This window comes from Streptomyces sp. NPDC048297 (genome assembly GCF_043201585.1).
GTDB lineage: Bacteria > Actinomycetota > Actinomycetes > Streptomycetales > Streptomycetaceae > Streptomyces.
In genome coordinates this window covers 101,529-116,435 of the sequence record NZ_JBICZA010000025.1, presented here as the reverse complement: position 1 = coordinate 116,435, position 14,907 = coordinate 101,529, and the positions used below count along the sequence as shown (strand labels likewise).

At 68.0% G+C, this 14,907-nt stretch carries 11 protein-coding genes; 7 read left to right on the top strand and 4 right to left on the bottom strand.

Going from position 1 to position 14,907, the window contains the following annotated elements; all coding sequences use genetic code 11:
• Positions 1-10 precede the first annotated feature (10 nt).
• Positions 11-835 (bottom strand): hypothetical protein, encoded by an 825-nt coding sequence (locus tag ACGFYV_RS25670; protein ID WP_393880801.1) that lies wholly within the window; start codon positions 833-835, stop codon positions 11-13.
• A gap of 101 nt (positions 836-936) precedes the next feature.
• On the bottom strand, positions 937-1,224 hold the full coding sequence (locus ACGFYV_RS25665; protein ID WP_393880800.1) for a hypothetical protein: 288 nt from the start codon (positions 1,222-1,224) through the stop codon (positions 937-939).
• Positions 1,225-1,504: 280 nt separating this feature from the next.
• Between ACGFYV_RS25665 and ACGFYV_RS25660 the strand changes: the two genes are divergently transcribed.
• From ACGFYV_RS25660 to ACGFYV_RS25630, 7 genes are all read left to right on the top strand, one after another.
• The gene (locus ACGFYV_RS25660; RefSeq protein WP_393880799.1) at positions 1,505-3,676 is read left to right on the top strand and encodes an ABC transporter family substrate-binding protein; all 2,172 of its coding nucleotides are present in this window, start codon (positions 1,505-1,507) and stop codon (positions 3,674-3,676) included.
• A 187-nt stretch (positions 3,677-3,863) separates the two neighbouring features.
• On the top strand, positions 3,864-5,771 hold the full coding sequence (typA, locus tag ACGFYV_RS25655; RefSeq protein ID WP_393880798.1) for a translational GTPase TypA: 1,908 nt from the start codon (positions 3,864-3,866) through the stop codon (positions 5,769-5,771).
• Between the two features lie 641 nt (positions 5,772-6,412).
• A complete protein-coding gene (locus ACGFYV_RS25650) occupies positions 6,413-7,447 on the top strand; it encodes an ABC transporter permease (RefSeq protein WP_393880797.1) in 1,035 nt (344 codons plus the stop codon).
• Positions 7,448-7,545: 98 nt separating this feature from the next.
• Positions 7,546-9,354 carry an ABC transporter substrate-binding protein gene (locus ACGFYV_RS25645; protein ID WP_393880796.1) on the top strand — a complete coding sequence of 603 codons (1,809 nt, stop codon included), beginning with the start codon at positions 7,546-7,548 and terminating at the stop codon, positions 9,352-9,354.
• Between the two features lie 90 nt (positions 9,355-9,444).
• The gene (locus ACGFYV_RS25640; RefSeq protein ID WP_393880795.1) at positions 9,445-10,425 is read left to right on the top strand and encodes an ABC transporter permease; all 981 of its coding nucleotides are present in this window, start codon (positions 9,445-9,447) and stop codon (positions 10,423-10,425) included.
• Positions 10,426-10,433: 8 nt separating this feature from the next.
• Positions 10,434-11,498 (top strand): ABC transporter ATP-binding protein, encoded by a 1,065-nt coding sequence (locus tag ACGFYV_RS25635; RefSeq protein WP_393880794.1) that lies wholly within the window; start codon positions 10,434-10,436, stop codon positions 11,496-11,498.
• A gap of 11 nt (positions 11,499-11,509) precedes the next feature.
• A complete protein-coding gene (locus ACGFYV_RS25630; protein WP_393880793.1) occupies positions 11,510-12,631 on the top strand; it encodes an ABC transporter ATP-binding protein in 1,122 nt (373 codons plus the stop codon).
• A 144-nt stretch (positions 12,632-12,775) separates the two neighbouring features.
• On the opposite strand, the gene ACGFYV_RS25625 is transcribed toward ACGFYV_RS25630, so the two are convergent.
• Entirely contained in the window at positions 12,776-13,819 is a 1,044-nt protein-coding gene (locus tag ACGFYV_RS25625) for an ABC transporter ATP-binding protein (RefSeq protein WP_393880792.1), read from the bottom strand.
• A gap of 26 nt (positions 13,820-13,845) precedes the next feature.
• Positions 13,846-14,883 (bottom strand): ABC transporter ATP-binding protein, encoded by a 1,038-nt coding sequence (locus ACGFYV_RS25620; RefSeq protein ID WP_393880791.1) that lies wholly within the window; start codon positions 14,881-14,883, stop codon positions 13,846-13,848.
• Between the last annotated feature and the right edge of the window lie 24 nt (positions 14,884-14,907).

Below are 14,907 nucleotides of genomic sequence, written 5' to 3'. Positions count from 1 at the left end.
CTCACTAGCCCTAGAAGAAGCGCGGATCGTCGAAGACCCCGGACGCGACGAGATAGACGTAGAAGTCGGCGAGCGCCACGCTCAGCAGCGACGCCCAGGCCAGCTGCATGTGGCGGGCGTTGAGCTTGCCCACGAACTGCCACGCCCGGTAGCGCACGGGGTGCCTGGAGAAGTGCTTGAGCTTGCCGCCGACGATGTGCCGGCAGGAGTGGCAGGACAGGGTGTACGCCCAGATCAGCACGATGTTGGCCAGGAACACGAGGGTGCCGAGCCCCATGTGGCCCCAGCGGTAGTGCTCGTCGCGGAAGGACAGCACGGTGTCGTAGGTCAGCACGCCGGCGACCAGGAGCGCCGCGTAGAAGAAGTACCGGTGGACGTTCTGCAGGATCAGCGGGAAGCGGGTCTCGCCGGTGTACTTCGCGTGCGGCTCGGCGACCGCGCAGGCGGGCGGGGACAGCCAGAAGCTGCGGTAGTACGCCTTGCGGTAGTAGTAGCAGGTCAGCCGGAAGCCGAGCGGGAAGATCAGGATGATGATCGCGGGGGAGAGGGCCCACCAGCTGCCGAACAGGTCGGCGTTCGGGCCCGCGCGTATGGTCTCGCAGTTCTTGGCGAGGCACGGCGAGTAGAACGGCGAGACGTACGGCGCCGCGTAGTAGTGGGCGTTCGAGAAGGCCCGCCAGGTCGAGTACACGACGAAGGCGAACAGACCGGCCGCGGTGACGGCGGGCGTCAGCCACCAGCGGTCGGTCCGCAGATGCGGTGCGGCGATCGCGGCGCGCGTACCGCTGCGGACGCCGCCGCCGCTGCTGTGTTGGGGTTCCGTACCTGTGGCCAAGACAGGACTCCGGTCGGTTCAGGGGTGTGGGGAGCGGGCCGGCCCCCCGCCGGACGCGTGCGGCACGTGTGCGGGACGCGCTCGGCGGGGGCCGGGTGTGCTCAGGGCGCGTGCCGGTCGCGGGCGCCCAGACCCTCGTCGTCCGAGTCCGTCCACAGGCTGATGTCGTACGGCGTGTCGGAGATGGTGACGAGTTCGGGCCGCTTGGCGGCGGGGGTGTTCACCGACTCCCGCAGCAGCTTCACGCTCTCGCGCAGATGGTCGGCGTCCGTGCGGACCCGGCGCATCTCCAGACCGCTGCTGCCGATCTGCTGTTCCAGGTGTCCCAGCGACCGGTTGAGGTCGTCGAGGGAGCGCTGGACGGATGTCAGTTCATCGTGCACGGACATGACTTGCCCTCACTTCCGCGGATTCTGCGGGCCCTGGGCGGCGACGTTCATGCGCCTTGGAGTGTTGCGCGTCACACCGTCGCTGTGAAGAGATGCGCCTCGATTGGCGGGGTGCACATCTGCTCGGGTGTTGCGCCGCACGGGTGGGCTTGCCGGCCGTCGTCGCCGTGTCTCCCGCAGTCGTCGGATCCTTTCCTCTTCAGTGGGTGCATAGATCTGATCAGCTCCATATACCGCCAAAAGTGATCATAACGCCCGCGGCTTCCCGGAGGTAGCAGAGATGTCCCACGAGGTCGGCACGGGGCAGCGCCCCGAAGGGGCGCGGGGCTCCGTCGATATGCGGCTCCGCCTCGGGGCGCGACCCGCCACGACGGAGTCGCGGACGACCGGCAGTCCGTCGCGGCGCCTTCCGCGGAGCGCCGTGCGCTCGACCGCCTTCCTCATCGCGGGCGCGCTCGCGGTCTCGCTCGTCTCCGGGTGCGGTTCCGACGACGAGGAGAGCAAGCCGCTCGCCAAGCAGGACATCGCCCTCGCCGCCCGTGACCAGGTGGCCTCGGGCGGCTCGCTGAAGTGGGCCGTGGACGCCGTGCCGGAGACGCTCAACGCCTACCAGGCCGACGCGGACGCGGGCACCACCCGGGTCGCCCAGGCCGTGCTGCCGTCGATGTTCCGGTTCGACGCGAGCGGCCGGGCGGTGGCCAACCCCGACTTTCTGGAGTCCGCCAAGGTCATCGAGACCGAGCCGCGCCAGGTCGTGCAGTACAAGCTGAACCAGCAGGCCGTCTGGAGCGACGGCCGGGAGATCGGCGCCGCCGACTTCGTCGCCCAGTGGCGCGCCCTGTCCGGCAAGGACAGCGCCTACTGGACCGCCCGCAACGCCGGCTACGACCGCATCGAGAAGATCGAGCGCGGCGCGAGCGACCTCCAGGTCCGGGTCACCTTCTCCCGCCCCTACGCCGACTGGAAGTCGCTGTTCTCCCCGCTGTACCCGAAGGACGTCACGGGCACCCCGGACGCCTTCAACGACGGCGCGCGCCGCAAGCTGGCCGTGACCGCGGGCCCCTTCCTGCTGGACAAGGTCGACACCGCCACGAAGGACGTCGTCCTCACCCGCAACCCGCGCTGGTGGGGCAAGCCCGCCAAGCTCGACTCGATCGTGCTGCACGCCGTACCCCGCGACCAGCGGGCCGCCTCGCTGGCCGACGGGACCGTGGACCTCGCCGACGTCGACGAGTCCGAGGCCGGGCGGATCGGACCGGCCGCCGGTGCGAAGGGCGCCACCACCGCGGTGGTGCGCAAGTCGCTGGAGCCCGCCTACACCCAGCTCGCCCTGAACGGCGCCACCGGCCCCCTCGCCGACGAACGGGTCCGCCGCGCGGTCGCCCGCGCCCTTGACCGCACGGCGCTGGCCAAGGTCGTCCTGACGCCGCTCGGCCTGCCCGCCGTCCCGGTCGGCAGCCACCTGGCCCTGTCCGGGCAGCAGGACTACGCGGACAACAGCGGCGCCCTCGGCGGCCAGGACCCCAAGGAGGCGCAGGCCCTGCTCGCGGACGCCGGCTGGGTCGCCGGCGGTCCGGTCAAGGAGCCGAAGAAGGCCGAGAAGGCGGCCGGTCCCGAGGCGAAGAAGGGCGAGGAGGACCAGTCCGAGGGCGGCACCGACGGGGAGTACATCGTCGGCGAGGACAACAAGAGCGGCGACGGCGAGGACGCCCACGGCAAGAACACCGACGGCAAGGACGCCGACGGCAAGAGCGAGCCGCGGGGCCAGGGCGATCAGGGCGGCAAGCACCTCGTCCAGGACGGCAAGCAGTACTCGGGCCAGGGCGGCGCCCCCGGCGCCTACGCCCCGAAGGGCACCGCCGCCCCCGCCGGCGCGGTGACCGGGCCGCTCGCCAAGGACGGCCAGGCGCTCGACCTGCGCTTCGTCCTCCCCTCGGGCGCCGGCTCGGACACCCTGAACACGGTCGCCCTGCGGATCTCGGCGATGCTGGACAAGGTCGGCATCCGCACGACGATCACCAAGGTCTCGGACGAGAGCTACTTCAAGGACCACGTCGCCTCCGGCGACTACGACCTCGCCCTGTACTCCTGGCCGTCCACCGCCTTCCCGGCCACCGACGCCCGGCCGATCTACGCCAAGCCGCTGCCGGCCGCCGACGGCTCGGTGAACATCGAGCAGAACTACACGCGGGTCGGCACCGACCAGGTCGACCAGCTCTTCGACGAGGCCGCCTCCACGCTCGACGAGGACGAGGCACGCGATCTCATCCGCAAAGCGGACGCCCGGATCTGGGCGGTCGCGGGCTCCATCCCGCTCTACCAGCGCCCCCAGCTGGTCGCCGCCCGAAAAGACCTGGTCAACGCGGGTGCGTTCGGTTTCCAGACGCCCGTCTACGAGGACATGGGCTTCCTGAAGAAGGGCGCGAAGGTCCTGCCGGGCCCGACGAAGTAAGCCGGAGCAACAGCTGCGTGCCGGGGGCGTCGGATGTGGCGTGCGCTGCACCGACGCATCCCGGCGAGCCGCAACGGCGGCGGCCACGTACCATGGGGTGAGGCCGTGGCGTGTCCAGCCCGGCAGGGCCCGCGCGACACAGACGTCCGCGCAGGGCATACCTCACACTCCGGGAGTACGTCGCAATATGGCCACGCGCCACGACATTCGCAACGTCGCCATCGTCGCCCACGTCGACCACGGCAAGACGACCATCGTCGACGGCATGCTGAAGCAGGCCGGCGCCTTCGCCGCCCACCAGCTCGAAGGCGTCGACGACCGCATGATGGACTCGAACGACCTGGAGCGTGAGAAGGGCATCACGATCCTCGCCAAGAACACGGCGGTCAAGTACCACCCGAAGGACGGCGGGGACCCGATCACGATCAACATCATCGACACCCCCGGCCACGCCGACTTCGGTGGCGAGGTCGAGCGCGGTCTGTCGATGGTCGACGGTGTCGTGCTGCTGGTGGACGCCTCCGAGGGCCCGCTGCCGCAGACCCGCTTCGTGCTGCGCAAGGCGCTCCAGCAGCGCCTGCCCGTCATCCTGTGCATCAACAAGACGGACCGTCCGGACTCCCGGATCGACGAGGTCGTCAACGAGACGTACGACCTCTTCCTCGACCTGGACGCGGACGAGGAGCAGATCGAGTTCCCGATCGTCTACGCCTGCGGCCGTGACGGCATCGCCTCGCTGACCAAGCCGGAGAACGGCACGGTTCCGGCCGACTCCACCAGCCTGGAGCCGTTCTTCTCCACGATCCTGGAGCACATCCCGGCCCCGACCTACGACGAGGAGGCCCCGCTCCAGGCCCACGTCACCAACCTCGACGCCGACAACTTCCTCGGCCGTATCGCGCTGCTGCGTGTCGAGCAGGGCGAGCTGCGCAAGGGCCAGACCGTGGCCTGGATCAAGCGCGACGGCTTCATCGGCAACGTGCGCATCACCGAGCTGATGATGACCGAGGCCCTCACCCGCAAGCCCGCCGAGGTGGCCGGCCCCGGTGACATCTGCGCCGTCGCCGGTATCCCGGACATCATGATCGGCGAGACGCTGGCCGACCCGGAGAACCCGGTCGCCCTGCCGCTGATCACGGTCGACGAGCCCGCGATCTCCATGGTCATCGGTACGAACACCTCGCCGCTGGTCGGCCGTGGCGGTACCGGCAAGGGCGCCGACGCGAAGGCGGCCGTCAAGGACCGCAAGGTCACCGCCCGCCAGGTCAAGGACCGCCTGGACCGCGAGCTGATCGGTAACGTCTCGCTGCGTGTCCTGGACACCGAGCGGCCGGACGCCTGGGAGGTGCAGGGCCGTGGTGAGCTGGCGCTGGCCATCCTGGTCGAGCAGATGCGCCGCGAGGGCTACGAACTGACCGTCGGCAAGCCCCAGGTGGTCACCCGCGAGATCGACGGCAAGGTCCATGAGCCGGTCGAGCGCATGACGATCGACGTCCCCGAGGAGCACATGGGCGCGGTCACGCAGCTCATGGGCGTCCGCAAGGGCCGCATGGACAACATGTCCAACCACGGCTCCGGCTGGGTCCGTATGGAGTTCGTCGTGCCGTCCCGCGGCCTGATCGGCTTCCGGACCGAGTTCCTGACCCAGACCCGCGGCACCGGCATCGGCCACTCGATCCACGAGGGTCACGAGCCCTGGTTCGGCAACCTCCAGACCCGGAACAACGGCTCCCTGGTCGCCGACCGCTCCGGCGCCGTCACCGCGTTCGCGATGACGAACCTCCAGGAGCGCGGCGTGCTCTTCGTGGAGCCGGGCACCGAGGTGTACGAGGGCATGATCGTCGGTGAGAACTCGCGCGCCGACGACATGGACGTGAACATCACCAAGGAGAAGAAGCTCACGAACATGCGGTCCTCGTCGGCCGACTCGTTCGAGGCGATCGTGCCGCCGCGCAAGCTGTCGCTGGAGCAGTCGCTGGAGTTCTGCCGCGACGACGAGTGTGTCGAGGTGACTCCGGAGGCCGTTCGCATCCGCAAGGTCAACCTCGACCAGCGTGAGCGTGCCCGCGCCGCGAGCCGCGCCAAGCACGGCTGATCCGAGGCCCGGTCGGAGGCCTGATCCGACGCCTGGTCCGGCGTGTTCGCCGGGCAACCCAGCCCGGGTGTCCCCATCTTGGGGACACCTGGGCTTTTTGCAACCGGTTTTCCGCGCCCACCTGTCCGAAATGCGGAGATCTTCTTCCGATAGCCATGTAACACGTCCGTTTCGCGGCCTTCACCCGGGGATCGGTTTGTCCAGTTTTTGGAAGTTCTACAGGTGAGCTGTGACTGAATTGAGATTTAAAGACTGTGGTCGCCACCTGGCTCATGGCAGATAGTTAGCCGCGTAGCGCTCGGGTCAATGGGTCTCGCGCCGTGGGGACGGCGCCGACTCACGAGCACCAGGGGGTGTCTGATCTTCCGTCAGGGGTGTCGGAGGAAAGACGGAAACCCCCTCCTGTTGGTGAATACGTGGAGTCATGAGGAGGAACACCCATGCGCGGTGTCACGAACACCAGATGGGTCGCGTTCGCGCCGTCCGGTAGGCCGGCCCCCGATCGTTCGTCCTGCGGCATCCTCTGAGTTCATCGACCGGTCGCTTCGTGCGGCCGTTCAACTACGCGCGTCCGGCTGCGGATTCGCGGAACTCGGAGCACCCAGGGCCTCCTTCACCCATACCTGTGAAACGGACGAACCGTGACAAGTCCTATCGACATTGAGGGCGGCGGGACTTCGGTGATCGTCGACGGCGAACCCGGGCCGAAGACGAAGACCGAGGCCGCCAAGCTTGAGGGCCGGTCCCCCGGCCAGCTGATGTGGATCCGCTTCAAGCGGGACCGCACGGGCGTGATCTCCGCCTGCGTCGTGCTCTTCTTCTTCCTGATCGGCCTGTTCGCCCCGCTGATCTCCAAGGTGTACGGCAAGGACCCCTACACCGTCTACGCGGACGAACGCCCCGAGCTGTTCGACAGCGCGGGTGTGCCCGTCCAGCCCAACGGCGGTATCAGCGGCGAGTTCTGGTTCGGACTCGAGCCCGGCAACGGCTACGACGTCTTCACCAAGCTGATCTACGGCATCCGTACCTCGCTGATGATCTCCGTCGCGGTCACGATCGCGGTCGTGATCACCGGCATCCTGCTCGGTGTCGCGGCCGGCTATCTGGGCGGCCGCACCGACTTCACCATCGGCCGGATCATCGACTTCCTGCTGGCGTTCCCCTCGCAGCTGTTCTTCATCGCGAGCATGCCGGTCGTCGTCTCCCTGTTCGTCAGCCCCCGTGATGAGACGCCGACTTACGTCCGTGTGGTTGCGCTGATCCTCGTCCAGTGGTTCCTCGGCTGGATGAGTCTCGCCCGGATCCTGCGCGGCACCTCGCTCGCCCTGCGGGAACGGGAGTTCATCGAGGCGGCGAAGGTCAGCGGGGCCTCGTCGTGGCGGATCATCCGCAAGGAGATCCTGCCCAACGTCGTCACGCCGCTGCTGGTGCAGACGACGTACATGCTGCCGGCCTTCGTGACGGCCGAGGCGGGCCTGTCCTTCCTGGGTGTGGGCATCGTCGAACCGACGCCGGACTGGGGACAGATGTTCTCCAAGGCGTCGACGGAACTCGTGATGCAGAACGACATCACCTACATGTTCTTCCCCGGCATTTCGATGATCATCTTCATCGTCGCGTTCAACCTGCTCGGGGATTCGGTCAGGGACGCTTTCGACCCCAAGGCCGCGCGCTGACCAGGCCAGTTCCACGAGTTCCGGTGCTTTCCCGGAGCGGCTTTTCACAGCAGTGACTTCGCACTGGTGACACAAAAGATGGGTGGGAAACTTCAGTGATGAGTAGGGGCGGACGCCACGTATACGGCGCACTCTCCGTGCTCGCGGCCGGGGCTCTTGTGCTCACCGGTTGCAGCAAGGGCGGCAGCGACAGCGGCGGCAACACCGAGAAGGACAAGCAGGACGCCAAGCGTCAGCAGTCCTCCATCAAGTTCGGCAACGCGGCGGACTCCACCGGTCCGGCCGCCGAGGTGCCCGGCGCCAAGCCCGGCGGCACGATGGAGGTGCTCCAGCGTGACAGCTACGCCCACCTCGACCCGGCGCAGATCTACGTCTCCGACGAGGGCTCGCTCGCGACGCTGATCCACCGCGGCCTGACGGGCTACAAGGCGACCAGCGACGACGGCTCGAAGCACGAGGTCGTCGGTGACCTCGCCACCGACTCCGGTACCACCACGGACGGCGGCAAGACCTGGAAGTACACGCTGAAGGACGGCATCAAGTTCGCCGACGGTTCGGCGATCACGTCCAAGGACGTCCGGCACACCTTCGAGCGCATGTTCGCTCCGTTCATCAACCAGGGGCCGGCGTACATCCAGCAGTGGCTGGCCAACACCCCGGGCGCGGACTACCGCAAGCTCCTCAAGGACGGCCCCTACAAGGGCAAGCACCTGCCCAACTCGATCCTTGAGACGCCGGACGCGAAGACGATCGTCTTCCACTTCAAGACGGCGCACCCGGACTTCCCGTACGCCCTCGCCATGGCGGGCTACGCGGTCGTCTCGGAGAAGGGCGACACCAAGGAGCGCTACGACAAGGCGCCCCTGACGGCCGGTCCGTACAAGATCCAGTCGTTCAAGTCCGGCAAGTCGATGGTGCTGGTCAAGAACACCAACTGGGACCCGAAGACGGACCCGATCCGTCACCAGTACGTCGACCAGTTCAACTTCACGTTCAACCAGCAGTTCGAGACGTCGACGAAGGCCCTGCTCGCGGACAGCGGTGCGGACCAGACCGGCCTCAGCCTCAACAACCAGGTGGACGCGGGCAACCTGTCCAACGTCCTCAAGGACCCGAAGCTCAAGTCGCGTGTCGTCTCCGGCTACCAGCCGTACGTCGGCCAGATGAACATCAACATGAAGCACCCGGCGATGCAGGACAAGAAGGTGCGCGAGGCCATCGCCTACGCCCTTCCCATCACGCCGTTCGTCCGCGCCTACGGCGGCACCGACGCGATGGAGGTCGCCGGCGGCCTGATCTCGCCGACCGTCTCCGGCTACGACGCCGCCTTCGACCCGTACGGCAAGAAGAAGAAGCCGGCCGGTGACCCGGAGAAGGCCAAGGCCCTCCTGAAGGAGGCCGGCAAGCTCAACCTGAAGCTGACCTTCGGCTACATCAACACCCCCGAGGGCCAGCAGTACTCCACCGCGATGGCGGCGGGCCTGAAGAAGGCCGGCTTCGACGTCCAGCGCCAGGAGATCCCGGCCGAGACCTACTACGACCAGGTCTCCAAGCTGAACAACAACTACGACATCTTCCACACCGCGTGGGGTGCCGACTGGCCGTCCGCCTCGACCGTGATCCCGCCGCTGTACGACGGCCGCGTGATCGCCGACGGCGCGCAGAACTACTCGCAGATCAACGACCCGAAGGTCAACAGCGAGATCGACCGGATCAACACCATCACCGACCCGGTCAAGGCCGCGGCCGAGTGGGAGAAGCTCGACCAGTACATCGTGAAGGACGTCACCAACGTCGTCCCGACCGCGTACTACAAGCAGACGCAGATCGCCGGTTCCAAGGTCGGCGGCCTCGTCTACGACGACGTGATCGGTGGCATCGACCCGCGTCGCCTGTTCGTCAAGTAACCGTCCCCGGCCGGTACCCGGTGCGCGCGCCCTCAGCGGCGGCGCACCGGGTACGGTGCGGCTAGCCGACGCCAGAGAGCTGCCCCTGTCATGCTGCGCTTCCTCGTCCGCCGGTTCCTCGGTGCCGTCGTCATTCTGTTCCTGCTGAGCATCGTCGCCTTCGTGCTGTTCTTCGGGGTGCCCCGCGACCCGGCGCTGCTGATGTGCGGGAAGACCTGCAACCCGGACAGCATCGCGAACATTCACCATGTGCTCGGACTCGACAAGTCGATCCCCGAGCAGTACTGGATCTTCCTGCACAACCTCGTCCTGGGCAGCGACGGCTTCGCCCAAGGCCCCTGCCCCGCCCCCTGCTTCGGGTACTCGTACCACACGAACGAGCAGGTCTGGGGCACCCTGGTCGACCGCCTGCCCACCACCGTCTCGCTGACCATCGGCGGTGCGATCCTGTTCCTGATCGTCGGCCTCGGCACCGGCCTGCTCGCCGCCTGGCGGCGCGGCACACTGATCGACAAGACGGCCACCGCCGGCGCGATGGTGCTCAGCTCGATGCAGATCTACTTCCTCGGCCCGCTGGCACTGGCGATCCTCGTCTACCAGACCCACTGGTTCGAGAAGCCGTCGTACAACGACTTCCTCGCGAACCCGGCCTCCTGGTTCGCCGGACTGATCATCCCCTGGGCGGTCCTGTCCACGATCTTCGCCGCGCAGTACACCCGTATGGCGCGCTCCTCGATGATCGAACAGCTCCAGGAGGAGCACGTCCGCACCGCCCGCGCGAAGGGCATGTCCCGGCGGTACGTCTTCTTCCGCTACGCCTGGCGCGGCTCGCTGATCCCCATCGTGACCATCTTCGGCATCGACCTCGGATCCCTGCTCGGCGGCGCCATCATCACCGAGACGACGTTCGGTCTGCCGGGTCTCGGCCAACTGGCGGTCCAGTCCGTCTTCTTCAGCGACCTGCCGCTGCTGCTCGGCGTGATGCTGTTCTCCGCGACCATGATCCTGCTGTTCAACATCATCGTCGACGCGTGCTACGCCTTCATCGACCCGCGCGTACGGCTGTCCTAGGAGCACCTGTGACCACTCTGACCAAGGAAGCCGGTACTCCTTCCCCGGCCGGTGCGGGCGCCCTGCTCTCGGTGCGTGACCTGCATGTCCGTTTCAAGACCGAGGACGGCATCGTCAAGGCCGTGAACGGGCTGTCCTACGACGTGCAGCGGGGCAGGACCCTCGGCGTCGTGGGCGAGTCGGGGTCCGGCAAGTCGGTCACCAACCTGACCATCCTCGGCCTGCACAACCCCATGTTCACCACCGTCGAGGGGGAGATCCTCTTCGACGGCAAGGAGTTGACGACCGCCCGCGAGTCCGAGATGGAGAAGCTGCGCGGCAACAAGATCGCCATGATCTTCCAGGACCCGCTGACCGCGCTGTCGCCGTACTACACGGTCGGCCGGCAGATCGCCGAGCCGTACATGAAGCACACCGGCGCCTCCAAGCGGGCCGCCTGGGACCGCGCGGTGGAGATGCTCGGCAAGGTCGGCATCCCCAACCCCAAGGAGCGGGCGAAGGACTACCCGCACCAGTTCTCCGGCGGTATGCGCCAGCGCGCGATGATCGCGATGGCGCTCGTGTGCGACCCGGACCTGCTCATCGCGGACGAGCCGACCACGGCCCTCGACGTGACCGTGCAGGCCCAGATCCTCGACCTCCTGAAGGACCTGCAGCAGGAGTTCGGGACCGGCATCATCTTCATCACCCACGACCTCGGCGTGATCGCCGACATGGCCGACGACATCATGGTGATGTACGCGGGCGGCGCGGTGGAGCGGGGCACGGTCGACGAGGTGCTGCGCTCGCCCCAGCACCCGTACACCTGGGGCCTGCTGAACTCGATGCCGCGCCTGGACGCCGACCTCGACGCCCCGCTTGAGCCGATCCCCGGAGCCCCGCCCTCCCTGCTCAACCCGCCCAGCGGCTGCCCCTTCCACCCGCGGTGCGTCTTCCAGGACCGCGTCGAGTTCCGCGACCGCTGCGTCGACGTACGGCCGCTGCTCGGTCCCGACCGGGCCTCGGCGTGCCACCTCACGGCGGAGCAGAAGCGGACCATCTTCATCGAAGAGATCAAGCCCCGTCTGGGCTAGGAGGACACGTCATGAAAGAGGACCTCGTCCTCCCCAGCCCGCACGAGACGTCGAAAGAGGCAGCGGGCGAACCGCTCCTTGAGGTCTCCGGGCTGACCAAGCACTTCCCGATCAAGGGCGGCTTCCCGATCCGGCGGACCGTCGGCGCGGTGCAGGCCGTGGACGGCGTCGACCTCACCATGGCGGTGGGCGAGAGCTTCGGCCTGGTGGGGGAGTCGGGCTGCGGCAAGTCGACGACCGGCCGGCTGATCACGCGTCTGCTGGAGCCGACGAGCGGACGGATCTCGTACCGGGGCCAGGACATCAGCCGCGCCTCGCGCAAGGAGCTGGCGCCCATCCGCTCCGAGATCCAGATGATCTTCCAGGACCCGTACTCGTCGCTGAACCCGCGCCAGACGGTCGGCACGATCATCTCGGGGCCGATGGAGGTCAACGGCATCAACCCTCCCGGCGGTCGTGAGAGCCGCGTCCGGGAGCTGCTGGAGATCGTCGGCCTGAACCCCGAGCACTACAACCGCTTCCCGCACGAGTTCTCCGGCGGCCAGCGCCAGCGCATCGGTGTGGCAAGGGCGTTGGCCCTGGAGCCGAAGCTGATCGTGGCGGACGAGCCGGTCTCCGCGCTGGACGTCTCGATCCAGGCGCAGGTGGTCAACCTGCTCCAGAAGGTGCAGAAGGAACTCGGCATCGCGTTCCTCTTCATCGCCCACGACCTGGCGGTGGTACGGCACTTCTCGCAGCGTGTCGCGGTGATGTACCTCGGCAAGATCATCGAGGTGGGTGACCGGGACTCCATCTACACCCGCCCCCGGCACCCCTACACCCATGCGCTCCTGTCGGCGGTTCCCGAGGTGAACCTCCAGGGCGACGACTCGTCCGGCCGCGAGCGCATCCGCCTGGCCGGCGACGTGCCGTCACCGATCTCCCCGCCGTCCGGCTGCCACTTCCGCACCCGCTGCTGGAAGGCACAGGACAAGTGCGCGACGGAGGAACCGCCGCTGGTCCAGATCTCGGGCAACCGCAGCGGCCACCTGACGGCCTGCCACCTCCCGGAGGACCCGACGATCGAGGCACGCGACGAGGACATCGTCCTGGACCCGGCGCTGGCAGCGCTGGAGGACGACAGCCGCGACTAGGGACATAGTCCGGCGACTGCGAGAAAAGGCCCGCACCTGGGGAGGTGCGGGCCTTCTTTCCCTGGAGCGGACGTTCAAGGGCTCGGGTCAATGGGCCTGTGAGAGTCCGTTCCGCGAGGCGGCAGCTGACGGAAAAGGGGTGTGTCAGACAGCCGTCTCGGGGGCCATGGACAGACCGGTGACCGCGATGGTCTCCGCCGTCTCAGGATAGTGGCAGGCGGTCAGGTGGCCAGGCTTGTTGCCCTCGGCCTGGACCAGCGGCGGGGCCTCCGTGGCGCACTTCTCCGTCGCCTTCCAGCAGCGCGTGCGGAAACGGCAGCCGGACGGCGGGTTGATCGGGGAGGGCACGTCACCGGTCAGCCGGATCCGCTCGCGCGGCGCCTCGTCCACCGTGGCCTCGGGCACGGCGGACAGCAGGGCCCGCGTGTAGGGGTGGCGCGGGTTGTTGTACAGATCGTCGCGGTCGGCGATCTCGACGATCTTGCCCAGGTACATCACCGCGACGCGCTGCGAGAAGTGCCGCACGATCGCGAGGTCGTGGGCGATGAAGACGAACGCGATGCCGAGTTCCTTCTGCACCTTCTGGAGCAGGTTGACGACCTGGGCCTGGATCGAGACGTCGAGCGCGGAGACCGGCTCGTCGGCCACGATCAGCTTGGGCTCCAGCGCGAGCGCGCGGGCCACGCCGATGCGCTGGCGCTGGCCGCCGGAGAACTCGTGCGGGAAGCGGTTGAAGTGCTCGGGGTTCAGGCCGACGATCTCCAGGAGTTCGCGGACGCGGTTCTCGCGGCCACCCGCCGGGTCGATGCCGTTGATCTCCATCGGACCGGAGATGATCTTGCCGACCGTCTGGCGCGGGTTCAGCGACGCGTAGGGGTCCTGGAAGATCATCTGGATCTCGGAGCGCACCGGCGCCAGCTGCCTGCGGCCCGCGTGGGTGATGTCCTGCCCGCGGTAGGTGATCCTGCCGGCGGTCGGCTCCAGCAGCCGGGTGATCAGCCGGCCCGTGGTCGACTTGCCGCAGCCGGACTCGCCGACCAGGCCGAGGCTCTCGCCCTCGCCGACCTGGAAGTCGAGGCCGTCCACGGCCTGGACGGCGCCGACGGTCCGCCGGACCGGGAAACCGCCCTTGATCGGGAAGTGCTTGGTCAGCCCGGAGACGTCCAGGAGGGGGCTCGTGTTGCTCATGATCGTGAAATCCCGTCTCGTGTCCGTCAGTTGTGCCGTGAGCCGGCGACGTCGTGGAAGAGTTCCCGCTTCTGCTCCGGGGTCAGGTGGCAGGCGGAGCCGCGGCCGTCGACCACCGTCAGCGGCGGGCGCTCACGGGAGCACAGTCCGTCCGCGACCTTCTCGGTGAAGGGGCAGCGCGGGTGGAAGCGGCAGCCGGTGGGCGGGTTGAGCAGCGAGGGCGGCGAGCCGGGGATCGGCGTCAGCGGGACGTCCACCGACCCGTGCAGGCTCGGCATGGAGCCCAGCAGCCCCAGCGTGTAGGGGTGCTCCGGGGCGCTGAGCACCTGCCTCTTGGCGCCGCGCTCCACGCACCGGCCGCCGTACATCACCAGCACGTCGTCCGCGATGTCCGCGATGACACCGAGGTCGTGGGTGATGAAGACGATGGCCGTGCCGAACTCCTGCTGGAGGTCCTTGAGCAGGTCCATGATCTGGGCCTGGACCGTCACGTCGAGCGCCGTCGTCGGCTCGTCCGCGATCAGCAGCTCGGGGTCGCACACCAGCGCCATGGCGATCATCGCGCGCTGGCGCATACCGCCGGAGAACTCGTGCGGGTAGCTGTCCACCCGGCTCTCCGGCTGCGGGATCCCCACCCGCCGCAGCATCTCGATCGCGCGCGCCCGAGCCTGGCTCTTGGAGGCGCCGGTGTGCTTGCGGTACACCTCGCCGATCTGGGTGCCGATGGTGTGGTACGGCGACAGCGAGGCCAGCGCGTCCTGGAAGATCATCGACATCTTGTTGCCGCGCAGCCGCTCCAGTTCCTTCTCGGAGGCGGTGAGCAGATCCTTGCCGTCGAGCAGGATCTCGCCCTCGATGGAGGTGCGGGCGCGGTCGTGGAGGCCGAGGATCGTCAGGTTGGTGACGGACTTGCCCGAGCCCGACTCACCGACGATGCCGAGCGTCTTGCCCTTGGCCAGGTCGAAGCTGAGTCCGTCGACGGCCTTGACGATGCCGTCCTCGGTGGAGAAGTGGACCTTCAGGTCCTTGATGGAGAGGAACGGCTGCTGATCGATGCTCGTCACGGGGACGCTCCTGGGGGGGGTGAT